Genomic DNA, 21075 nt, shown 5'->3' with positions numbered 1-21075 from the left:
GCGCCGGTTTCACTGAGGTAAAACCAGGCTCACACAGGCACCGGTGAGGCGGTCGCTGGCCCCCAGCTCCACGTAGCCCGCTTGGTCCGCTTCCTGATGTTGGCTTATCAGGCGCCGGGCGAAATACAAACCCAGCCCCGTGGACTGGCCATCGGCCTTCACCCTGCCCTGCCCGGTGCCCGCTGCGGCATCGGTTTCCAGCATGGCGGCGGGAAAGCCGGGGCCGTCATCGTGAATCTGGATACGCAGCGCATGACCTTCGCTATCCTGATCGGCCGTCAGCAGGATGGTTTTGGCCCCTTCTTGCACGGCGTTATAAATAGCGGTATCCAATACGATATTGACGATGCCGGCGTCAAAAAAGCCATCCAGCTCTTCATCACAATCGTACGCAAGGTTCAGGTCGTGAGCGCGTACGGTATTGGCATGGCGGGCGACTTTCTCTTCCAGAAAATCCACCAGAAACTGCTGATCCGCGTTAACAATATTTTCCCCTTCCAGAGTTTTGTAACTGGCCAGCACCCGCACCAGTTCGGCACCGATAAATTCCGCCTCACTCTTGATCTGCTGGGCGTTGTGGCTCAGGGTGTCGTCCAGGGGCAGCGCCGCCAGCAGCTGGTCCAGCTGCGAAAACATCAGTCCAAAGCGGTTTTTGATTTCGTGGATGGAGGCAGCGAGAAGCTGATCAGCCAGTTGCGGATTGTGAGTCATCGGGGGTTTGCTCGGCCCATTGCAGTCGAAGTTTTTCCAGGGTGGGATAACGGGGATCACCGCTGTCCATATTTTGCAGAATGTTGAACAGCTCATTGGCCTGGTTCAGCAGTTCGGAATTACGCTTGCCCTGCTTGTACAGATTCACCACCGCCTTCAGCGCGTCCAACTGGCAATCCACATCGGTGCAGGGCAGGCGGGTGGCTTTGTACAATACCTCCCAGGCTTCTTCATAATCCTTGATGCCCAACAGTTCGTTGCCCCGTTGTTTCAACAGTTCCATGCGTGCTTCAGGTAGTTTGGACAGGTGGAAATCCAGAATACTGTAATACTTGGATTGCAGGCGTCGATTGCTGCCGATTTTTTTCAGCAGATCGGTACCGTAGGCGCGGGAGTCCGCCTCATCCTCAAATTGTAATTTGGCCACCAGCATATCCAGCTGATCATCCAGCGACAGCGTGCTATCGTCTTTTACCATGGAACAGACGGCCCGGTACGCCATCTTGCCTTCCAGGTTCTTACCGGAATTGTACAGAGTCTGGGCTTCCACCAGGCCGCACTTTACCATTTGGGACAGATTCAGATGGAAATCGGTTTTCGCCGTTTCAATGTGGGAGAACGCTTCGCTGATGGCCAGCTTCTGATCCCGCATGCTGCCGTGCTTGATCTTGGCCTGCAGGGCTTTGGCGTAGCGTATGTAATTGTCAGCATTGCGGAACACGGAATTTTTTGACAGTCCGGTGGCTTTACGACAGGCCTTGTACATGGTTTCCATATCGCCGTTGAGTTCCGCCAGTCGCGCCAGCTCCTGTTGCCGTACCACCGCTTTGGGGGATTCTTCCACCGCCTGTTGCAGTACCTGTTGTGCGGCCTTGAACTTGCCCTGGGCCTCCAGCACTTTGGATAACCAGTCAAAGGCTTCCACGTATTTGGATTTGGTTTTGGCCAGGCTTTCCAGCAGCTCCTGGGCTGCTTCGTAGTTGCCGCTGAAATACTCCACCTTGCCCATGCCCAGCACCGCCCAGGCAACCCGCTTGATGCCCAACACAGTGTCGTAAATGTCGCGGGCTTCCTCGTAGCGTTTTTCGCCCAGCAGCAGCTTGCCTTTGATGCGATAGGCGGGCAGTGCGAATTTCGGCTTCTCCACCGCCAGGCGATTGCAGGCTTCCAGTGCGCCATTAATATCGTTTTTATCGATGGCCCGATTGATTTCGCGGTATACGTCTTTGGTGCGGATTATACGGTTAAGGCGGGTGCGCAGAATTTCCAGTGTGACCGGTTTGGTGATGTAGCCATCAGGTTCGAATTCCAGTGCTCCCATGACCATTTCCACGGTCTGTGCGGCGGTGACCATAATGTACACAGTGGCGGCGGGGATCAGGCCCGAGTAGCGCACTTCTTCCAGGATCTGTTGGCCATCCTTGCCCCGCCCCAGTTCATAATCGGAAAAAACAATGTCGTACTGATTGAGGGCCAGTTTGGCCAGTGCCTCTTCGCCGTTGTTCACTGTTTCCATTTGCTGAACACCCATATTGGCCAGCATGGATTTCATGGAAGAACGCATTTCCGCCAGATCCTCAATGATCAGCACGTTCTTCTTATGATAGGGGATCAGATCCAACGCCATGGTTACCGCAACACTTTCCTTGGTGATACATATAACTATAAGTGTAGGAGCTTTGCGGCGTGATGCCAGCGCGCCGGACAGGGGTCTGCGCCGGCGTCTATGGAATGAGGTTTTCCAGCGGAATATCAATAAATTAGACTGTGCTGCGCCACCTGCTACAGGGGCGCAGCCTGGGTGGATCAATCCACTAATTGCAGGTATACGTCACCGTCCTGGTTGATGATCACCTCACACTCCGGTACGCCACTGACGGTTTGGGAGATGGCCTCCCAGGCATCGCGGATGGCGCTTTCCACCTGGCCGTCCACGTAGTTCACCAAACCAACGCTGAGGATTTCCTGGGCCAGGGTAGAATCCGCCGTTACGGTGAAGTTTTCGGTACTGATGACCAGGGCATCGGTATCGCAATCCACCAGCAGGTCGAAATTGATGTCCACGTTGGGGTGCAGTGTGCCCAGATCCAGAATGTTGGCGGCGGCCTCCAGGTTCAGATCCACGTGCAGGCGATCACATTGATTGCTGCTGTCACACACCGCAGTGATGCTCACCGGAGTGTCGAAATTGTCGCGCCAGCTCAGTTCGTTGTAATACATTTTGTGGCCGATCATACCGGACAGGCGAGACACCAGTTCAGTGTTCCAAATGCCTAAGGCGCCCAGCAGACCCAGGGCCACGTCTTCGTCGTAGTTTTGCCAGCTGCTGGCGGCCCGCAGGGCTGACCGATTGAAGCTCAGCATGCTGAATCCGGAAAACAGGCTGGGCATATTCTGGCAGTCGCTGCCGGCAGTGCTGTAATCCTCACCGAATACTTCAATGTTATTCACCAGCAGCTTCACCGAGCGGATGCACCAGTCATCGGTGCCCGACTTGTAAATGCCAAGGGTGTTGATGTCGCTCATTTGCGACAGGCCGGTCAGGTTCAAGTCAACGGTTTGAGTGGTGCCGCCGTTGAAATCCTGCCCCGGGTAATCCACCACGGTGAGGTTGCCGCTGGGATACTCGTTGCCTGAGGCGGAGTTCATGCGCACCCACACCAGATCGTTGGTGCCGCTTTGCGAGCCGCTGCCGGTTTCAATGGCCAGCTGCACGCGCCACACCTGGTTATCGTTACCGTCATAGGTGTAGGCGCATTTTATGGCGGAATAACTGGTGCCTGTCTGGTTGTACGCCGCCCCCCGGAAACAGTACCGGTTATCCGGCTTCAAGCCCGCCTGAGTGGTGGACAGGCTTTGATAGGAAAGCAGGGGTCCGCTGCTGCGGATGGTTACCCACTGGTTACTGCTGTTTCGCATCTGGATGTAGTAGCCGTCTTCGTAGGCGGAACTGTCCGCCAGGCGCAGGCTGATGGCGGCGTCAGTGCGCGATAGCGCCAGCGTGGGTGCCGCAGGCCGGTCATACTCCGGCGGAATAGTGGGGTCCTGATTCACCGGTGGCAGAGCCTGGCTGTTGCCGGACAGGGTCAGGGTTGCACCCAGCACGGCGCCGAGTAAGGGGAGTTTCAGGTTGGGTTGTGAGCGTGTCATGATTATCTCCATGGGGTTATGTTGAAACGTTGTTGGTATCAAGAGTGGATACGGGTAACTCTTTGATGCGCCCATGGTAGGGAGCCGGACGGTGGTGTTCTAATCCTCAAACTGTAGTAATGCACTACGGATTGCGTAGTAACAAACTACGCAATCCGTAGTTTGAAAAACGATGCCAAATACTGCACACATTTAATGTGAATAGGCCCGCTACGGGAATCATGGCGGGGCGAGGTGAAGTGAGATTTACGCGTCAGAAATCGATGGCCCGGGCAATGCGCTCTGCCTGTTTGGCCATAAACCGGTCTATCTCCGCCTGGCGGTTGTTGGAGGGGGTTTCCCCTTCGTGATAGCGGCACATTTCCATGGCCAGGCGTTTGGCCCGTTCACTGCTGTGGGGATCATCCACCTGGGAGGCGATGCGAAACAATTGCAGGGCGCACAGCTCGTATTGTGAGCGGGCGTCTTCGGTGTTCACCCCTTCTTCCCAGTACTTCTGCTCGATCTGCAGCATGGGGCGAAAGCGCTTGGCGCTGCGGGCGGCGTCATAGCCTTCCTGCCAGGCCTGCGCCAGCAGGGTTTCATCGAAGGGGTTGTCCCGTTCCTGATTGGGGTCGTATTCGGAATCCCCCAGATCGTAGGCGATGTGCTCGGCCTTGAGCCGGGCCACCTTCATGTCGTCGGCGGATTCGGTCTGATACTTGGCCAGCATCAGTTGGGCCTGGGCATTACAGACCTGCAGGGCGCGATGGGCGGAATCGGTGATGGTTTGGTTGAGGCGGGACATGTTGAATGTTTTGGTCTCACCGGCGTTAAACAGATCTTCCTGATCTGAAAACATGGCCAGATCGCCGGTCTCAATCAACGGATCCGGTTGTGCCAGATGTGGCGCTTCCACGGCCTATCCCCCTGTTTTCACGTTATTCTGATTAATAATTCTAACAGCCTGATGGGCTTTCTGCAGGCGGATTCTTCAGGGTAATTCCAGAATGACTTTGCCGGTGGTTTGATTGCTGGCCACCAGATCAAAGGCTTGCCCCGCCTGTTCAATGGGGAAACGACATTCAATGACCGGCTTCAATGTGCCCTGCTCAAACAATGGCCAGACCCGCTCCCGTAACGCCTGGATCACGGAAGCTTTGCTGGCGTCGCTGCGGCTGCGTAACGTGGACCCGATCACCCGTATGCGCTTGACCAGGAGCCGGCCCAGGTCCAATGACCCGCTGCGGCCCCCCATCAGGCCGATGATCACCAGGCTGCCATCGGTGTTCAGACATCTTATGTTCTGCTCCAGATAATTGCCGCCGACTGGATCAAGGATTGCGTCAACGCCGGTCTTTCCGGCCCAGGCTTTCACCGCGGCCTCAAAATCCCCTTCGCTGCGCAGGTGGCCCGTGTCGGCCCCCAGTGCGATGCAGGTGTCCAGTTTGGCCTGGCTGCCTACGGTCACAAACACCGGATTGCCCATGGCGTTGCACAGCTGAATGCCGGCGCTGCCCACGCCACTGGCCCCGGCGTGCAGAACGGCTTTCTGGCCCGGCGCCAGTTCCGCCAGCATGAACAGGTTAAGCCAGGCGGTGGCAAACACTTCCGGTAAGGCTGCCGCCTGCACAAAATCCAATCCCGTGGGAATCGGCAATACATGGGAGGCGTGACAGACCACGGTTTCGGCGTACCCTCCACCGGCCAACAGGGCGCAGACCCGGTCGCCCACCCGCCACTGCGCTACATTATCCCCTACTGCGCTGATCTCTCCGGCACATTCCAGGCCCAGAATCTCACTGGCTCCCGGTGGTGGTGGGTACAGCCCGGCGCGTTGCATCAGGTCGGCACGGTTGACGGCACTGGCACGCACCCGGATGGCCACCTGCTCCGGCCCGGGTGCGGGTTGTGGTTGCTGTTGCCAGTGCAGGGATTGATCGGTCTGGATAACAATGGCGTGCATGGTTGCGGTACTCATGACGGGTTGGCCTCCAACTTCAGGTTTTCCTGTCGTTCCTGTTCATAGCGGGCGTACTTGATCCACTGCTGCGCTTGTTCGCCGCGGGTTTCGTCCAGCGCCGCCTGCTCAAAGGCGGCGATGGCCTGGTCGTATTGTTTCAGATTCAGCAGGCTTTGTCCCAACATGAGCCAGGCGGTGGTGGCCTGATCCCGGCCTCGTTTGTCATCCGGGCCTTTGACCAGGCCTTTATCCAGGCCCTTCGCCAACGCCTTACTGGCGTCCTGCCAGCGGGCCAGTTGATACAATGCGTTGCCCAGCATGATGTCCAGCTCGCCGTCTTTGGATTGCGCGGCGGCTTCCTGCAGGGGCAGCAGGGCCTTGTCGTATTCCCGCGCCATGGAATAGGCGGAGGCCAGAAAGCGCAGGTTGCGGATATTGCGCCGTACCAGGTTACGTTGCATGCCCTGCTCCAGAATCTGCGCGGTTTTCTGCGGCGCGCCTTCGGCAAAGTACACGCTGGCCAGGGAGACGTACTGGGATTCGCTGGTGAGCAGATCATCCCGTTCCGCCAGGGCCAGAATGGCCAGGTATTTATCCATCTGTTCCAATTGAGCGTAGGCGCTGGCCAGCGCCAGCCAGTATTCCTTCTTGGGGAACCAGGCCAGCAGCAGTTTAATGGTGTCGATGCGGTGCTCAACATCATCCACGTGGGCGAGGCTGGCCTGTAGCAGATTGAGCCAGGATTCACGCGGCGTTCTGCCTTGCGCGCGATAGCCATCGATGGCCGCCTGTAAATGGGATACGGCTGATGGGTACTGCTTCATTTCGTAATAGCAGTGGGCTATCAGTGCGTGGGCTTCTTCCTTGCCCTCGTCGCCGGATTCCAGCCACAGGCGTAAATGGGGCAGAGCTTCCTGAAACTGGGACAAAGCCATATACACCTGCCCCAGAATTTTATGGTTACTGACGCTAAGGCTTTGCGGGATTGAATAGTCGAATACCTTTTCGAAAGTGGTGGCGGCTTTTTTCAAATCCCCCTGTTCATAATAAACGTAGCCCAGCATGTGCCAGATCATGGCGTTGTCATAGGCGGTATTGCGGGAGCCTTCGGCAATGCTTTCCAGAATGGATTGCGAGGCCTCCAGCTTTTTTTCCCGCAGCGCCTGTTGAGATTCAACGATTTTTTTGTACACCAGCGCAGTGAGTGACGCCGATGATTCTGCCCGGGCGCAAGGGCTTACCGTGCCCAGAAAGCAGGGTAAGGCCAACAGCATTATCAGCACCCGTACCTTACTCATCATATCGTCAGTCAACCCGTCATTTCTTTAACTTGAATCGAATTCGGTTTTGCACGCCCTGCACTTCGATGGGGGTACCCCCCAGGCTTCGGGGCTTGAAGCGGAATCGTTTCACCGCATCCAGTGCCGCCTGGTCGAACACGCCACGGGGCTTTGAATCCACCACCCGGGCATCCTTGACCTGGCCCTGGGTATCAATGGTGAACTCCACCACCACCCAGCCTTCGGTACGATCGAACAGCGCCTGCCGTGGATATTGCGGTGGTACCCGGTAAATCGGCAGATATTCCCCATCGCCTTCGCCGATGCCGAGCCCGGGATCAATGGAAAAGTTTTCACTGATGGGTTGATCGGCGATGGCAAAATTCTCACCGCTGGGGCTCATGGTTTCGATCTCCAGTTGCGCCGGTGGTGGTGGCTCGGCCGGCTTGGGTGGGGGTTCCGGTTTGAGATCTTCCAGCCGTAGGTTCGGATCTTTCTTTTCCCGAATGAAGTTGACCAGATTCAGCGCGCCGGATCGGTTCACCGGCACCTCGCTGGTTTTGATCAGCGTAATCAACAATGCAAACAGGAAGGTGACGATGCTGAACGCCAGTAGGAACGCAATAAGATAGCGCCGCGCCATGATCAGTTATCGGAGGCGGCGATGGAGATGGAGGTAATGCCCGCTTGCCGGGCAGCGTCCATCACGCGCACCAGTTTGTCGTTAGTGGATTTACGGTCTGCCTGTACGATCAGACCGCCCTGTGGATTTTCAATGTGCAGGCGTTCCAGAATGGCTTTGACACTGCGCTCATCCACCTGCTGGCGATCAATCCAGATTACGTCTTCATGATCAATGGCAATCTTGATGTTGGCGGTTTCCTTGGTGATGGCGGTTTTGGCCTGGGGCCGGTTGATGTCGATACCGGTTTCCTTAACAAAGGATGCGGTTACCACAAAAAAGATCAACATGATGAACACAATGTCCAGCATGGGTGTCATGTCGATGCCGGTATCTTCATCTTCGGTGACGTGATAGAAAGGCCGTCTCATGTGGCAGCACCTCGTGTGGAAAGCGACAGTTGATCGGCAATCGTCTGCACCTGAATTTCATAGTATCGCAACAGGGCGCGATACCCCATCAGACCGAAGATGGCGGCCCCCATGCCGGCCATGGTGGGCAGGGTGGCGCGGGAAATACCCGATGCCATGGAGCGGGTGTTGTTCATGCCGAAGGCGTTCATGACATCAAAGATTTCGATCATGCCGGTGACCGTTCCCAGCAATCCGAACAGCGGGCACAGTGTGATCATGCATTTGATGACCGGCAGTGAAAAGTGCGCGTTGCTGCAGACTTCGGCCACCAGCTTTTGGCGAATGTGTTGTGCATACCAGGTGCGGCGATCATCCCGGGAGAACCAGGTGTGGGTGACGCGATTGATCTCCTTGGGCAGGGCAAAGCGATAGTACAGGGTGCGTTCGCAGATCAGTGTCCACATGATCAGGGTGTTGACACCGATGGTCCACAGCACCACCCCACCGGCAAAGTGGAAATCCCGCACAATGGCAAAGGCTTCCATCACCGCCCACATCAGCTGTTCTCCTGCTCCGCTTTTTCCGCCACCAGGCCGGTACTCTGTTCTTCCAGTACCGAGATCACCGCTTTGCTGCGGGTGCTGGCCAGGGTGTGGAAAAACACCACGGGAATGGCCACCGACAATCCCAGCACGGTGGTTACCAGAGCCTGGGAAATGCCTCCGGCCATGAGCTTGGGATCACCGGTACCAAACAGGGTGATGGTTTGAAAGGTGTTGATCATGCCGGTAACCGTGCCCAGTAGCCCCAGCAGCGGTGCGATTACGGATATGATTTTGATCATGGTGAGGTGTTTTTCCAATGGGCCGCGCTCCCGCAGAATGGCTTCGCCGAGTTTCAGTTCCAGCGATTCCAGGGGCAGCTTTTTGTGCTGTTCATAGGTCAGCATGATGCGCCCCAGGGGGTTGTCCCGCTTGACCTCTTGCAGGCGCATCTGATCAGACACCTTGCGCGTGGTGATGATCAGGAACATGATGCGCTCCAGTGCCAGAATCACACCGATGGCGCCCAGAATAATGATCACGTATCCGATGAAACCGCCCTGTTCAACCCGGTCCACAAAATCCGGTGCATCCAGCAGCATGTTCAGCAGAGTTCCCCGGGTAGGGTCGATGGCCACCGCATTAAACCCTTCTGTGGCCTGGGTATAATCTTCCACATAACCCAACATATAACGGGCCGGCTGCCGATTCAGATCAATAACCTTGCCGGTTTCCGGAATGTACTGCAGGTATCGGTTGCCGGATAACAGATTGAAGGCGCCCACGCGCACCACATCGGCTTTTACCGGTTCACCCTGGGTGGTGATCACTTCCAGGTTGAGGTGTTTTATCTTGCCGGATTCCACCATCTCCCGTTGCATTTGAAACCACAACTGTTCGATGTTGTTGATGCTGGGCAGGGAACGGTTGCTGCCCAGTAAATCCGACAGATCTTCCATCTCCAGGTGGCGGGAGGGATACTCCACCGAGGTGATGGAATGCTGCAGCAGATTGGCGGTTTCGGAGGTGGATGCCTGCAGATGGGTGAACAGCTCTTTTAATGAACCCATGCGCTTTTCCAGGCGCCGGGTCAGCTCATCCAGTTGTTCTTTATTTTCCGCGTAGGTGGTTTCCAGCAACTCGCTGCGCCGCTCCAGTTTCTTGCGTTCGGCAATGGCCTCTTGCAGCAGTTGCTCCTGCTTTGACTTTTGCGCCAGAAAACGCTGTTCCCGCTCTTTGTTTTCTTTGGATTGTTCAACCCGGCCCTGCTGCACCAGATCCAGCAGTTCGTCCAGGGATTCGATTTCCTGTTTCGGTTTCCAAATGGCGTGGGCCGGGTCCGCCAGCGGCAGTGTTCCCACACACAACAGCAAGGTCAGCATAAGATAGCGCATCATGAGGCAGGCTCCGGCGCCGGCATGGGCAGCGTCAGCAATTCCGGAGCGGCCTGCTTCTTGGCAACCTTCAGGCCTAACCGAATGTCGCGGGCGTAGCGGCCACCCAGTTCCTGCCAGTCACGGGTTTCGTTGTTCCAGGCACCAATGTCGCTGCCGTCCAGGGATTGATACAGCAGCCCAATGCGGCCCACCCGCAAAAACTCCACCTCGCGGGCATTTTCACCGATCTTGAGGGTGCCGCGATAACTCTCTATGGTGTTGCCGTAATCCATCTCTACGTTGTAGGCCTCCATCACCTGGCGGAATTTCTCCGCGATGGTGACATCGGCCCGCGCCAGCGTGTGTTTGAGAAAGGCAATGCGTTCGTAGCGTTCCTCCAACAGAAACGGCACATCCAGTTTGATGAACGTTTCCAGGGATTTCACCATGCGCTCCATCAAGGGCGTGACCTGACGCTCAATAATGGCGACATCATCAATGGACTTTTCCGTTTCCAGCATGCTTTGTTGCTGGCGGCGAATCTGTTGAGTCAGTTGCGTGTTGTAGGAAGTCAGATCCTCGATGCGTTTCAGTTCCAGTTGGTAATCCTGGAACAGCTGTTGGGTTTTATCCGCAATGGTGTTGACCCGATCCTGGGATTGGACGGCGGACTTGGTATTGGCTTGTTCACCTTCGATAATGCGATCGGTTTTATCCGCCAGGGTGGTTAACCCCGGCAACATGGCCCCCGACAACACCACCAGGCAAGCCACCACCCGTTTGGCGCAGTGTCTCATCATAATGCGTAGTACGACCTTTTTCGTTAAACCCGTATTGGTCTTCTATTTATATACAGGGATTTTGTTTGTTTTGTTCCCGAATTTCCTGGGATTTCATCCATTGCAGGATGCGGCCACCCAGTTGCTGGCCGGTGGCCCGTTCGGCGGCTGCCACGGCCAAGCGCAGTTTGGCCATCTCAATGCCGGTATCAAAACCGGCTTCTTCCAGCATGTACACCAGATCTTCGGTGGCCACGTTGCCGGAAGCGCCGGGGGCAAACGGGCATCCACCCAATCCGCCGATGGAGCTGTCAAAGCGGCGTACGCCCTGGGTAATCCCGGCCCAGGCCATAGCCAGCGCCTGGCCGCGGGTATCATGCAGATGCAGATTGAACCGCTCAGGCCCGAATTGTTGCACAAGTGGACTCAGGATATCATTGATCTGCCGCGGGTTTCCGGCACCGATGGTGTCGCCGATGGAAATTTCGTCGGCACCCACCTCGATCATCTCCGCCGCCAAACGGTGTACCACGTCCACCGGGGTCTTGCCATCGTAGGGGCAGGACAGCGCGCCGGATACGTAACCGCGCACCTTCACTCCATCGGCCCTGGCCTGTGAAATCACCTGGCGGCAAACCTCGGTGGCCTGTTGTGTGCTCATATTCAGGTTGCGCTGATTGAAGGTGTCGGTGGAGGAAACCACCACGGCAACGGACTGCACACCGTTGTCACGGGCCCGCTGGTAGCCCCGCATATTAGGCACTAATGCCGAGATCTCCACATCATTCTTAAGTGGGATTGTGGCCAGGCCCGCCAGCACATCCGCCGCATCCGCCATCTGTGGCACCGCTTTGGGGTGGACGAACGCCACGGCTTCCAGGCTGGTTATCCCGGCCTCCAGCAGGGCTCGGGCCATATCCAGTTTGGCCGCGGTGGATACCGGATTGGGTTGATTCTGCAGGCCGTCGCGCAGGCCCACTTCATTAATGTAGATACGTTCGCGCATGATATGAATTCTTATGCCAGTGAATATGCCAACTATTAAACAACACTGTCGTTTATAAATAAACAGACATCGCCTTTATCAACCGATTACGCCATTTTGACGCAATTGTGCTATTTGTGAATCATTCATTTGCAGTAATTCGCTCAGCACGGTGTTGGTGTGTTGCCCCAGAGCGGGGGGTGAAGTGAATGCTTGCTTACTTTGTGATGACAGCTTTACCGGGTTGCCTGGTTGTTTTACGGTTTTGTCATTACCCAGGGGTACCTCCACCACCATATCCCGCGCCATAATCTGCGGATCGCTCAGTGCATGTTCAAAATCGTTCACCGGTGCGGCGGGAATACGATGCTCCTTTAACCGCTCCAGCCAGTGTTCACAGGTTTCCTGCCCGATATGCTGCTGCACCCGGGTGTTGATAAAGTGGCGGTGCTCCCAGCGGACCGGCTGAGTGGAAAATTTCGGGTCCATTAGCTCAGGATCGTTGAACATCGTCGCCAGTTTGCCGAAGAATGCATCACCCATGCAAGCCAGGATCAGGTAGCGGGTGCGGGTTTTAAAGGTACCGTAGGGCACATGTACAAAATGATTGTTGCCCACCGCCGGCGGCTGCTGGCCGCTCATCAGGTACATGGTGGCCATGTAGTTAAGCATGGACACCTGGCAATCCTGCATGGAGATGTCCACATGCTGACCCCTGCCCCCGGGGCTCTGGTCCCGTTGGTTCAACGCCGCCAGGATACCAATGGCAGCGAACAGGCCGCCCCCCAGACCGCCGATGGGAATCCCAGCCCGCAGTGGTGGTGCCCCTTCCTCTCCGGTGATGGACATGCCACCGCCCATGCCCTGGGCCACCAGATCAAAGGCGGCGCGGTCCCGGTCGGGGCCGGTCTCCCCAAAACCGGTGATGGAACAGGTGATGATGCGGGGGTTGTGTTGTTTCAACACCTCGTAATCGATGCCCAGTCGCTTGGGTACCCCCGCGCCAAAATTGTTGATCACCACATCCGCCTTCTTCACCAGTTCGTAGAACAGGGACAGCCCCGCAGGCTTCTTGAGATCGATGGCGACGCTCTTTTTATTGCGGGACAGAGTTAAAAAGTAAGCGCCCACTCCGTCTATGGAGTATTTTTCATCGTCCGCCAGCAGCTTACGGGTGCCTTCACCCCGGCCCGGGGGTTCCACCTTGATGCAATGGGCACCCATGTCGGCCAGCAACTGGCTGGCATAAGGGCCGGACAACATGTGGGTCAGATCAAGAATCGTAATGTGGGACAAAGCGCTCATGGGCAAACCTTCTGATGTTCGTATTTTGTATGCAATTGATGCTTTCGTTGGCAGACTTCAAGTCGAATAAACCGAAAAACGGGCCTTATTTAGTGGTTGAAACTAATCGATCATTATGATTGTATACAATCTATAAACATGACCCATAAGTCAACCCAAAAATCACCGAGCACCCTTTAGCACTGCACAGAGAAGGACCAGGAGCCAGCCATGAACCAGCCAGCCGATAACCAGCCCGCAAGCAAACCCACTATTGCTCGCCGGGCCGTGCACAACATGCATCATACCGCCTACCGTTGCCGCGACGCGGAACAGACCCGTTGGTTCTATGAAGATGTACTGGGCTTTAAACTGGCCGCCGCCATGATCTTTGATGAGGAACCCGGTGCCTCGAAGCAACGGGAATACATGCATCTGTTCTTTCAGACCGGCGACGGTAACTTCATTGCCTTCTTTGATGTGCCCGATGATGTGGAAGAGAAAATGTTCATTGCCCGCCACGGCTTTGATCAGCACATCGCCTTTGAAGTGGACAGCATGGAACAGCTGAAAGCCTGGCGCCGTCATATCAACACAATGGGCCGCCCCTGCTTCGGCCCCATTGACCATGGCTTTGTGCACTCCATCTATATGTACGATCCCAATGGTGTGCAGGTGGAGCTTACCGTGAAGGACACGAACTACGATGCCATCCTGGAGGAGGACGGTGCCAAGGCCCACGCCACGCTGAAAGCATGGACCGAGCGCACCCGCCCCGGCAAACTCAAACGCCTGGATGCCCACATGCTGGACCAGCGCGGTATTGATATGAGTAAAGCGGACTTCTCGAAAGTGAAGCAAGAGGGAGCACAATAATGACCACCAAGTACGAATACGATCGCATTCCCTATCTGTTGGCCTTCGCTGAGCAATCCAAGTTCAAGGACACCTATGGTGGCAGTGCCGACCTGGTGGCCCTGGAATCCTATTGGCTGAAACCCAAAGACAAACCCAGTGACACAGTGATCCTCTTTATGCACCCCATCGGCGGTGGCGCCTACCTGCCCATGGTGTCTGCCCTGGCGAAAAAAGGCTGCCACGTTATCTATTGCAACAGCCGTTACCGCGGCACCGACAGTGCCCTGATTATGGAAAAGGTGGTGCTGGACATGGCCGCCTGCGTGCGGGATGCCAAGGAAAAGAAAGGCTACAAAAAAGTGGTGTTGGCGGGATGGAGCGGTGGTGGTTCCCTGTCGCTGTTTTATCAGGCCCAGGCAGAACACCCCACCATCACTGAAACGCCGGCCGGTGATCCTTTGGACCTGGTGGGTGCCAACCTGATCCCGGCCGATGGCATGATGTTGCTGGCCGCCCACATCAGCCGCGCCGGCACCATGACCGAGTGGATGGATGCCTCCATCCTGGATGAAAACGATCCAAGCCGGCGTGATCCCGAGCTGGACCTGTACGATCCCAACAACCGCAACCAGCCACCCTACTCCGCTGATTTTGTAAATAAGTACCGCGCCGTCCAGATCGCCCGCAACCGCAAAATCACCGCTTGGGTCAAACAGAAGCTGGAGGATTTCCGCAGGGATGGCCTCACCAGCGAAGAGTTTGCGTTTGTGGTTCATGGGACCATGGCCGATCCCCGCTGGCTGGACCCCACCATCGATCCCAACGATCGTGCTCCCGGTTGGTGCTATCTGGGTGATCCGAAAGTGGTGAACAACGGCCCCGTAGGGTTAGCGCGATTCTGTACTCTGCGGGGCTGGCTGTCACAGTGGAGTTATGATGATTCCAATGCCAACGGGCTCACCTGCGCCGCGCAGATCAGCGTGCCCACGCTGGTGATCGGCAACACGGCGGATGATGCCTGTACGCCCAGCCACACCCATCGCCTGTATGAAGCCGTGGGGCACGATGATAAGGAGTTGTACGAAGTCAAAGGGGCCAATCACTATTATTTTGGGCAGAAGGATAAACTGGATGAGGCCACCGGACGATGTGTGGAGTGGTTGATGAAGAAGGGGTTCATGGCGGATTAACCGGTCTGCGGGAGCGTTAAGCGAATGGCGCCTGCCACCACCAGCAACACAACGGCCACCCAGTCCACCAGTATTACTTTACTGATGAGTTCATTGGGTTGGCCCGTTTGCCATGAAAGCGCAATGAAACTGAATGTGCTGATGAGCCCGGCAGCGATGGCCGCAATCTGCAACTTAGGCTGGAATGCACTGATTACCAGCAAAGTACCCAGCAATCCGAACAGCACCGCCCGATGCCGGATCAGCAATTCCAGATTGCTGTCCAGGGGGTCCACACCGTACAACCCCGTAATCCAATCACCGCCCAGTACCGCTTTTAGCGCAATCAAATGCACGATCCCCACGCCAATGAGAATTGCCGAAACCATCTTCATACCTGTGTTTGCTCCGCCGTTTTATGGGAAGCATACGGCCCGCAACAAAAGCCGCAATTACCTGTCAGGTAATCTTCAAGCCACCTTATAACCGGTACGGTCGTCCAATTCGTTGAGATCCCACCCGGGCTGACTATACTCAATATCTAAGCTAACTATATTTGGGAATCAATGCGGGCCGTAGCTTTATGAATATCAAGTCGAAAATGTATGCCGGGTTGGTGGTGCTCTTCAGTGTGGTCGTGTTGGCGTGCGCAGTGGGTTTCTATGGTACGAATCGGCTCAGTTCAATTCTGGATTTTGTGATTACCCAGGCCTGGGACGCCGCTGACGGCGCCATGGAGGGCAGTATCGGTATCCAGCGGCAGATGATCGAAGTATTTGCATTGCTGGAGACCGAGAGCCAGGCCGAACGCCAGACCGTGCTGGGGATAGTGGATGAGGCTCGCGCATTCACCGAGGAAGCGTTCGCGCGCATGACCGCTTCCGGCCTTATCGATGATAAGGATCTTGCCGAATTCCAGCGCCATAAAGAACAATACCAGAGCGCGCAAGATACGCTGTTGAAAGTACACAGCGCGGTTTTGGCGGGCAGAGTCAGCGCGGATAAACTCCATCAGAGCAAAAAGGACTACATCGTAGCGGTTGAAAGGCTGCTTGAAACCGTGGAAGCGCTGGAAGAACTGGGTGATTCTCAGGTTGAAAGTCAGCGCAGTTTTGCCGCTGAAACCATGTCCACCATGCTGCTGTTGCTGTCCCTGGTGACGGTGCTTGCTGTGGTGGTGATCGGGTTTATTGCATTGGGTGGACGTTGGTATGTGCTTAGGCCCATCGAAACATCAGCCCATGCCATGCACGTGATCTCGGACGTGGACGGCGATCTGACCCAACGCCTGCCGGTGAAGAGTGATGATGAACTGTCCGCGCTGGCCAACTCCTTCAACCGTTTTGTGGCGGATTTGCAGAATACCATCCTGCAACTGGCACAGCATATTAAAACCATAGATCAGTCCGCACTGGAGGTGTCCAGCGCCGCCCAGGATGCACTTGCAACGGTGGACACTCAGTTGGCGGAAACGGAGATGGTCTCCACCGCCATGAATCAGATGGCGGCCAGTGTTGAAGAGGTGGCGCGCAACGCAGCGGTTGCCGCCCAGGCGGTTGGCTTGGCCGATACCCAGGCGATGGAGAGCAAAGATGCCGTGATCAATACCAAGGGGCTGATTCATCAGCTGGCCAATGAAATCAACAATACAAGCAGCGTTATCAACGGCCTGAAGAATGAAACGGAAAGCATCGGCTCGGTCATTGATGTCATTAAAGGGATTGCCGAACAAACCAATCTATTGGCCCTGAATGCCGCCATCGAAGCGGCACGGGCAGGTGAGCAGGGTCGTGGATTTGCGGTGGTGGCAGATGAAGTGCGCACCCTGGCAAACCGAACCCAGCAATCCACCGATGAGATTCACCGCATGATCGAGCGTTTGCAACAGGGCTCGTCCGATGCGGTTGCCGCCATGTCGGCCAGCAAGGAACTGTCTGAAAGAAGCGTGGCGCAGGCGGAATCGGCCGAGCAGATCCTGGATGATACGGTGGCCAAAATCAACGAAATCAATAATATGAACATTCAGATTTCAGCGGCGGTGGAAGAACAAAGCGCGGTGTCTTCTGAAATCAACCACAACATCCAGAACATCCGTACGGGAACGGATTCAGTGGCAACGGCCCTGACCCAGGCCAGTCAGAACAGCACTAATTTGAGCCAGCTGGTGGCGGAACTCAAACAACTGGAAGCCAAATTCAAGCTGGCATGACGCTGGTTGCCGGAACGTTGGTAGCTAGGTTGGTTGTAGGAAGGGAAGGCTCATCAGCTGAAATGGTCCAGCCATTGCGTTGGCGACATGCCCACCTGTGACCGAAACGCCCGCGACAGGGCACTGGCACTGCCATAGCCCACCATGTCCGACACCCACTGCACCGGTTTGCCCTGACGTAACAGTGATTGGGCAACGGCCAGTCGCCACTGGGTCAGGTAATTGCCGGGTGTCATGCCCACCACATCATGAAAGTGGGTGGCAAACCGTGCCCGTGACATACCGGATTGTTGCGCCAGTTGCTCCAGCGTCCACGGCTCGGCCGGCGCCGTGTGAATGGCATTGATGGCTTTTGCCAGGCGTTCGTCCGCCAACCCCGCCAATAAGCCCACCTGCAGCCGCTGCTGATCCATGGCATCCCGCAACACCTGAATAAACACCACCTCCATCAGCCGGTCGAGTACGGCCTGGCGCCCGCAATGGGTTTCGGCTGCCTCCAGAAACAACAGCTGCAGGGCCTGGTCCAGGCTGGGCATATCCCGTAAGCGGATCATCATGATCTCCGGCAGGGCCCGGGTCAGTGGATTACCCAGCCCGGCACCAAACTCCAGCGAGGCGCAGACGGTGGCAACGGAATCGTCCATGGGCAGCAGCCGATGGCGGGTGGGATTCATATAGAAGAAGACGCTGGGTTCATCGATCAGCAGGGTAGGATGCTGGGGTGATTCCACGCGCATGGCGCCGCGCTTCACTACATGGATGTAGCCCAGGTTATCCCCCTCATAGAACTCAGTGGTGTTGCAGAGCGGACCCGCCTGAAACACACGGGCATGGAGTTCAAAGCGTTTCAGCAGCTCAACCAGTCTGTCTTCCATTTTGAATCCTGGATAATACGATAAGTATGGAAATATAGACCATAAGATACCACAAGTATTCAATTGGCTGTCAATATGGCTCTGCATTCACGGAATGTACTGAACTATCTTTAACCAAGGAGCCACATCATGACGCGTATTCAACCTGTCCTTCTGGACAACGCCGACGCCAAAACCGCCGCCACCCTGAAAGCGGTGCAGGCAAAACTGGGTGTATTGCCCAACATGTTCACCACCCTGGCCCATGCCCCTGCGGTGCTGACCGGTTATCTGCAGTTATCGGAATCCCTGAGCCAGGGGTGTTTGAACGCACGCCAACGGGAGATGATCGCCATCGCCGTGGCACAGGAAAACCATTGCGAATACTGTTTAAGTGCCCATGCCGCGCTGGGTAAAGGCGCCGGTCTCAGCGATGAGGACGTGGCCCGGGCCCGTGATGGCATCGCCATTGAAGCGGCAGACGCCGCAATCGTACGCCTGGCATTGCGCATCACGGCAGCCCGCGGCGGCATTGCGGATGAGGATCTCAGCGCCGCCCGGGCGCAAGGGCTGGATGACGGATTGATCCTGGAGGTGGTGGGTCAGGTGGCGCTGAATACGCTCACCAATTATGTCAACCGGGTAGCGGGCACCGAGGTGGATTTTCCCCTGCTGAAACTGGATGCGGTGGCGTGAGCCGACTGTAAGCACGCGTAACAAGGAGAAAGGCGATGAAAACGTTAATCAGGGCCGGGGTACTGGCCTGTGCGATGGCCGCCGGAGTTGGTGCCAGCATGCAGGCGGCAGCGCAGCCGCCGGAGAACATTGGCGCGGCAGTGTTCAATAAAAAAGGGAGTCTGCTGTTGCCGCAAGGTTACCGGCAGTGGGTATTCATCGGTGCACCGTTGACACCGCACGGCTTGAACAATGGAAAAGCCGGGTTCCCGGAGTTTCACCACGTGTACGTGAACCCGGACGCCTTTGAGGTGTATCAGCAAACCGGCGTGTTTCCCGATGGCACAGTGATTGTGAAGGAGCTGGTGCTGCTACAGAAAGGGGATTATCCCGACGGTTCCAAGTTGGCGCCATCGGGCCGTGGATACTTCGGCGGCGAATTTCAAGGCATGGATGTGATGGTGAAAGACAGCCGGCGTTACGCTTCGGAAAACGGCTGGGGATTTTTCAACTTTGGTCATCATGCCCCCCCTTATATGCCCTCCGCCAAGGCTGCGCCGGCTGAAAGCTGCGCCGGTTGTCATGCCAGCAACGCTGGTAAGGACATGGTGTTCAAGGCGTACTATCCGGTTCTGCACTGACGTCTCGTTGATCACGGCACAAAGTGGACATATCCTGCTGGAGTGTCCGCTTTGTGCGTACCGGTATGGTCCACCTTGTCACTCGGGCATGTAAAGTCAAAAAACTGGAATGCTCGGTCATTGTTGTACTGCTGTCTTCGGCCAAAAATAGCGGGGAAGGCAATCATACAATGACAAGGAAGCAACCATGATGAACCGTTCAACGCCAGTTTTGATGAGTGCGATTCTGATTGCACTGGGTGCCTGCGGCGCAGTGCTGATGCCGCTGTGGATAGAAGAGGCCGACAGTGCCACTCGATACTCACAGCTGGTTCCGGGTACGGTGGTGGATACGTTCTATCTTGCAACCCATATTCGTGACGACCAGCCACTGACATTCACCCGGTACGATGTGGAGGGCACGGTTCAGGATACCTGGATACTGGAGGGAGTTACCGCGCGGGTTGGCCTGTATCAGGCTGGTGGTGGCATTGTTTACGCCCAGGACAGCCAGGCAGAAGTGACGGGGCTTACCCGGATTGACCTGAACCAGCAAAGCGTGAGCCCCGCCACCACCGATGCGCTGCCACCCGACTTGCCCGAGCCCACGGTTAATGTCATCAGCAGCAAGCCCGACGGCGTTGTGATCAGCATCAACGGCTATGATGAAATTCAGCGCTACCAGAAATATCTGGGCAGGATAACGGCTACGGGTGAGCTCTCTTACTATCGGATCAATGAATCATACTATGGTATCGATACTTACGTGCTGCGCGAAAACAGTGGCTATCTGATGACCGGGAGTGTTAGCGACGCCGATGACACCGGCCAACAGAGAGGGTTTATGTTGTTCCTGGATTCTGAATTGAATCCGGTGGCGGACTATCGGTTACCGGAAAAGGTGAAGGTTCGCGCAGTGTTCAACGGATTTGTAGCAGGATATGTGTCCGCACCGGTGACCAATCGGGAGTACGAATTCTTTTATGCGGATGGATCTCGCCAGACGGGCGCCGAACTGTTTGAGAGAGGTACAGTCTTCTATGGTGAGAACGAATTCTACATTGCCAGGTTTCAGCTTAATTCCAATCAGAGTTGGGAATTCTGCCGCTATGATTACAACATTGCGCTGCAAAACTGTTTTAACACCACCATCCCGGGCGGGCTGGATAAAGTGGTGGTACAGGAGGATGGCAGCCTTGGTTTATCCGCGGAAGATGACCTGAGCGGGCCCATTGGCATTGGGTTGTCGATCGAGGAGATCGAAGGCTCCATACTGGCCAACGGCAGTGTTGCCGGCAGTACCTTAAACCGGGTCACCACGCGCCTTTACGACCGGGATGGCCGTATTCTGCTGGATGCCCGACCTACCCCTTACCGTACCTTTGGCCAGATTACGTTGTGTACCGAACCCTGGGACTATTTTGTTGCCACCTGCTATGAGCCGGAAACGTATTCAGCGGGAACCTGCTTCCATCACGATACTCTGTTTATGGGCCCCCGGGATGCCATTACCCTGACCCTACATTGTAATGCAGAGAATGATTCCAAGAATGAACTGACCCGTTGGCAGGCCCCGTAACCGGTTCATGGTGCGGATTAAAACGGT

The 21075-nt window shown here is 56.0% G+C and carries 21 protein-coding genes; 6 read left to right on the top strand and 15 right to left on the bottom strand.

Annotation, left to right across the window (positions count from 1 at the left end; translation table 11 throughout):
- Positions 1-9 precede the first annotated feature (9 nt).
- From D9N13_RS12290 to D9N13_RS12230, 13 genes are all read right to left on the bottom strand, one after another.
- Complete coding sequence (locus tag D9N13_RS12290) at positions 10-711, bottom strand: sensor histidine kinase (protein ID WP_290590248.1); 702 nt, start codon at positions 709-711, stop codon at positions 10-12.
- Positions 686-2338, bottom strand: coding sequence for a tetratricopeptide repeat-containing response regulator (locus D9N13_RS12285; protein ID WP_290590245.1), 1653 nt, complete (start codon positions 2336-2338; stop codon positions 686-688). Before D9N13_RS12285 ends, D9N13_RS12290 begins: the two co-directional genes overlap by 26 nt.
- 179 nt (positions 2339-2517) lie before the next feature.
- The gene (locus tag D9N13_RS12280) at positions 2518-3861 is read right to left on the bottom strand and encodes a fibronectin type III domain-containing protein (protein ID WP_290590242.1); all 1344 of its coding nucleotides are present in this window, start codon (positions 3859-3861) and stop codon (positions 2518-2520) included.
- A gap of 253 nt (positions 3862-4114) precedes the next feature.
- The gene (locus D9N13_RS12275; protein ID WP_290590239.1) at positions 4115-4759 is read right to left on the bottom strand and encodes a hypothetical protein; all 645 of its coding nucleotides are present in this window, start codon (positions 4757-4759) and stop codon (positions 4115-4117) included.
- Between the two features lie 75 nt (positions 4760-4834).
- Positions 4835-5821 carry an NAD(P)H-quinone oxidoreductase gene (locus D9N13_RS12270; RefSeq protein WP_290590236.1) on the bottom strand — a complete coding sequence of 329 codons (987 nt, stop codon included), beginning with the start codon at positions 5819-5821 and terminating at the stop codon, positions 4835-4837.
- Complete coding sequence (locus D9N13_RS12265) at positions 5818-7104, bottom strand: tetratricopeptide repeat protein (protein ID WP_290590233.1); 1287 nt, start codon at positions 7102-7104, stop codon at positions 5818-5820. Before D9N13_RS12265 ends, D9N13_RS12270 begins: the two co-directional genes overlap by 4 nt.
- 16 nt (positions 7105-7120) lie before the next feature.
- Positions 7121-7726, bottom strand: a complete 606-nt coding sequence (locus D9N13_RS12260) for an energy transducer TonB (protein ID WP_290590230.1) — start codon at positions 7724-7726, stop codon at positions 7121-7123.
- A 2-nt stretch (positions 7727-7728) separates the two neighbouring features.
- Positions 7729-8136, bottom strand: coding sequence for an ExbD/TolR family protein (locus D9N13_RS12255; protein WP_290590227.1), 408 nt, complete (start codon positions 8134-8136; stop codon positions 7729-7731).
- Positions 8133-8675, bottom strand: a complete 543-nt coding sequence (locus tag D9N13_RS12250; protein WP_290590224.1) for a MotA/TolQ/ExbB proton channel family protein — start codon at positions 8673-8675, stop codon at positions 8133-8135. The genes D9N13_RS12255 and D9N13_RS12250 overlap by 4 nt, the downstream gene beginning before the upstream one ends.
- Positions 8675-10057 (bottom strand): MotA/TolQ/ExbB proton channel family protein, encoded by a 1383-nt coding sequence (locus D9N13_RS12245; RefSeq protein ID WP_290590221.1) that lies wholly within the window; start codon positions 10055-10057, stop codon positions 8675-8677. The genes D9N13_RS12250 and D9N13_RS12245 overlap by 1 nt, the downstream gene beginning before the upstream one ends.
- Positions 10054-10836: a DUF3450 domain-containing protein gene (locus D9N13_RS12240; RefSeq protein ID WP_290590218.1), complete on the bottom strand. Its 783-nt coding sequence runs from the start codon at positions 10834-10836 to the stop codon at positions 10054-10056. The genes D9N13_RS12245 and D9N13_RS12240 overlap by 4 nt, the downstream gene beginning before the upstream one ends.
- Positions 10837-10882: 46 nt before the next feature.
- Positions 10883-11821 (bottom strand): hydroxymethylglutaryl-CoA lyase, encoded by a 939-nt coding sequence (locus D9N13_RS12235; protein ID WP_290590209.1) that lies wholly within the window; start codon positions 11819-11821, stop codon positions 10883-10885.
- 78 nt (positions 11822-11899) lie between these two features.
- A complete protein-coding gene (locus D9N13_RS12230) occupies positions 11900-13105 on the bottom strand; it encodes a CaiB/BaiF CoA transferase family protein (protein ID WP_290590206.1) in 1206 nt (401 codons plus the stop codon).
- 210 nt (positions 13106-13315) lie between these two features.
- Between D9N13_RS12230 and D9N13_RS12225 the strand changes: the two genes are divergently transcribed.
- Together D9N13_RS12225 and D9N13_RS12220 are read left to right on the top strand one after the other, a co-directional pair.
- The gene (locus tag D9N13_RS12225) at positions 13316-13960 is read left to right on the top strand and encodes a VOC family protein (protein WP_290590203.1); all 645 of its coding nucleotides are present in this window, start codon (positions 13316-13318) and stop codon (positions 13958-13960) included.
- Entirely contained in the window at positions 13960-15132 is a 1173-nt protein-coding gene (locus D9N13_RS12220) for an alpha/beta fold hydrolase (RefSeq protein ID WP_290590200.1), read from the top strand. Before D9N13_RS12225 ends, D9N13_RS12220 begins: the two co-directional genes overlap by 1 nt.
- Here the strand turns inward: D9N13_RS12220 and D9N13_RS12215 are convergent.
- On the bottom strand, positions 15129-15506 hold the full coding sequence (locus D9N13_RS12215; protein WP_290590197.1) for a hypothetical protein: 378 nt from the start codon (positions 15504-15506) through the stop codon (positions 15129-15131). The two genes, D9N13_RS12220 and D9N13_RS12215, sit on opposite strands and share 4 nt — an antisense overlap.
- Positions 15507-15694: 188 nt before the next feature.
- Between D9N13_RS12215 and D9N13_RS12210 the strand changes: the two genes are divergently transcribed.
- Positions 15695-17320 (top strand): methyl-accepting chemotaxis protein, encoded by a 1626-nt coding sequence (locus D9N13_RS12210; RefSeq protein WP_290590194.1) that lies wholly within the window; start codon positions 15695-15697, stop codon positions 17318-17320.
- Between the two features lie 53 nt (positions 17321-17373).
- On the opposite strand, the gene D9N13_RS12205 is transcribed toward D9N13_RS12210, so the two are convergent.
- Positions 17374-18195 (bottom strand): AraC family transcriptional regulator, encoded by an 822-nt coding sequence (locus D9N13_RS12205; RefSeq protein WP_290590191.1) that lies wholly within the window; start codon positions 18193-18195, stop codon positions 17374-17376.
- A 129-nt stretch (positions 18196-18324) separates the two neighbouring features.
- Between D9N13_RS12205 and D9N13_RS12200 the strand changes: the two genes are divergently transcribed.
- The 3 genes from D9N13_RS12200 to D9N13_RS12190 all read left to right on the top strand — a co-directional run bounded on the left by D9N13_RS12200 (position 18325) and on the right by D9N13_RS12190 (position 21048).
- Positions 18325-18870: a carboxymuconolactone decarboxylase family protein gene (locus D9N13_RS12200; RefSeq protein WP_290590188.1), complete on the top strand. Its 546-nt coding sequence runs from the start codon at positions 18325-18327 to the stop codon at positions 18868-18870.
- Positions 18871-18905: 35 nt separating this feature from the next.
- On the top strand, positions 18906-19490 hold the full coding sequence (locus D9N13_RS12195; protein WP_290590185.1) for a cytochrome P460 family protein: 585 nt from the start codon (positions 18906-18908) through the stop codon (positions 19488-19490).
- 187 nt (positions 19491-19677) lie between these two features.
- Positions 19678-21048, top strand: a complete 1371-nt coding sequence (locus D9N13_RS12190; RefSeq protein WP_290590173.1) for a hypothetical protein — start codon at positions 19678-19680, stop codon at positions 21046-21048.
- The last annotated feature ends 27 nt before the right edge of the window (positions 21049-21075 follow it).

Origin of the sequence: Ketobacter sp. GenoA1 (assembly GCF_003671475.1) — a bacterium.
Classification (GTDB): domain Bacteria; phylum Pseudomonadota; class Gammaproteobacteria; order Pseudomonadales; family Ketobacteraceae; genus Ketobacter.
Note: the sequence above shows the minus strand (reverse complement) of the source record. Positions and strands in the feature narration are given on the sequence as shown.

Bases quoted from the DNA above. Each gene is read 5' to 3' on its own strand.
- D9N13_RS12290 (WP_290590248.1), bottom strand. From the start codon at position 711: ATGACTCACAATCCGCAACTGGCTGATCAGCTTCTCGCTGCCTCCATC.
- D9N13_RS12285 (WP_290590245.1), bottom strand. From the start codon at position 2,338: ATGGCGTTGGATCTGATCCCCTATCATAAGAAGAACGTGCTGATCATT.
- D9N13_RS12280 (WP_290590242.1), bottom strand. From the start codon at position 3,861: ATGACACGCTCACAACCCAACCTGAAACTCCCCTTACTCGGCGCCGTG.
- D9N13_RS12270 (WP_290590236.1), bottom strand. From the start codon at position 5,821: ATGAGTACCGCAACCATGCACGCCATTGTTATCCAGACCGATCAATCC.
- D9N13_RS12265 (WP_290590233.1), bottom strand. From the start codon at position 7,104: ATGATGAGTAAGGTACGGGTGCTGATAATGCTGTTGGCCTTACCCTGC.
- D9N13_RS12260 (WP_290590230.1), bottom strand. From the start codon at position 7,726: ATGGCGCGGCGCTATCTTATTGCGTTCCTACTGGCGTTCAGCATCGTC.
- D9N13_RS12255 (WP_290590227.1), bottom strand. From the start codon at position 8,136: ATGAGACGGCCTTTCTATCACGTCACCGAAGATGAAGATACCGGCATC.
- D9N13_RS12250 (WP_290590224.1), bottom strand. From the start codon at position 8,675: ATGTGGGCGGTGATGGAAGCCTTTGCCATTGTGCGGGATTTCCACTTT.
- D9N13_RS12245 (WP_290590221.1), bottom strand. From the start codon at position 10,057: ATGATGCGCTATCTTATGCTGACCTTGCTGTTGTGTGTGGGAACACTG.
- D9N13_RS12240 (WP_290590218.1), bottom strand. From the start codon at position 10,836: ATGATGAGACACTGCGCCAAACGGGTGGTGGCTTGCCTGGTGGTGTTG.
- D9N13_RS12235 (WP_290590209.1), bottom strand. From the start codon at position 11,821: ATGCGCGAACGTATCTACATTAATGAAGTGGGCCTGCGCGACGGCCTG.
- D9N13_RS12230 (WP_290590206.1), bottom strand. From the start codon at position 13,105: ATGAGCGCTTTGTCCCACATTACGATTCTTGATCTGACCCACATGTTG.
- D9N13_RS12225 (WP_290590203.1), top strand. From the start codon at position 13,316: ATGAACCAGCCAGCCGATAACCAGCCCGCAAGCAAACCCACTATTGCT.
- D9N13_RS12220 (WP_290590200.1), top strand. From the start codon at position 13,960: ATGACCACCAAGTACGAATACGATCGCATTCCCTATCTGTTGGCCTTC.
- D9N13_RS12215 (WP_290590197.1), bottom strand. From the start codon at position 15,506: ATGAAGATGGTTTCGGCAATTCTCATTGGCGTGGGGATCGTGCATTTG.
- D9N13_RS12210 (WP_290590194.1), top strand. From the start codon at position 15,695: ATGAATATCAAGTCGAAAATGTATGCCGGGTTGGTGGTGCTCTTCAGT.
- D9N13_RS12205 (WP_290590191.1), bottom strand. From the start codon at position 18,195: ATGGAAGACAGACTGGTTGAGCTGCTGAAACGCTTTGAACTCCATGCC.
- D9N13_RS12200 (WP_290590188.1), top strand. From the start codon at position 18,325: ATGACGCGTATTCAACCTGTCCTTCTGGACAACGCCGACGCCAAAACC.
- D9N13_RS12195 (WP_290590185.1), top strand. From the start codon at position 18,906: ATGAAAACGTTAATCAGGGCCGGGGTACTGGCCTGTGCGATGGCCGCC.
- D9N13_RS12190 (WP_290590173.1), top strand. From the start codon at position 19,678: ATGATGAACCGTTCAACGCCAGTTTTGATGAGTGCGATTCTGATTGCA.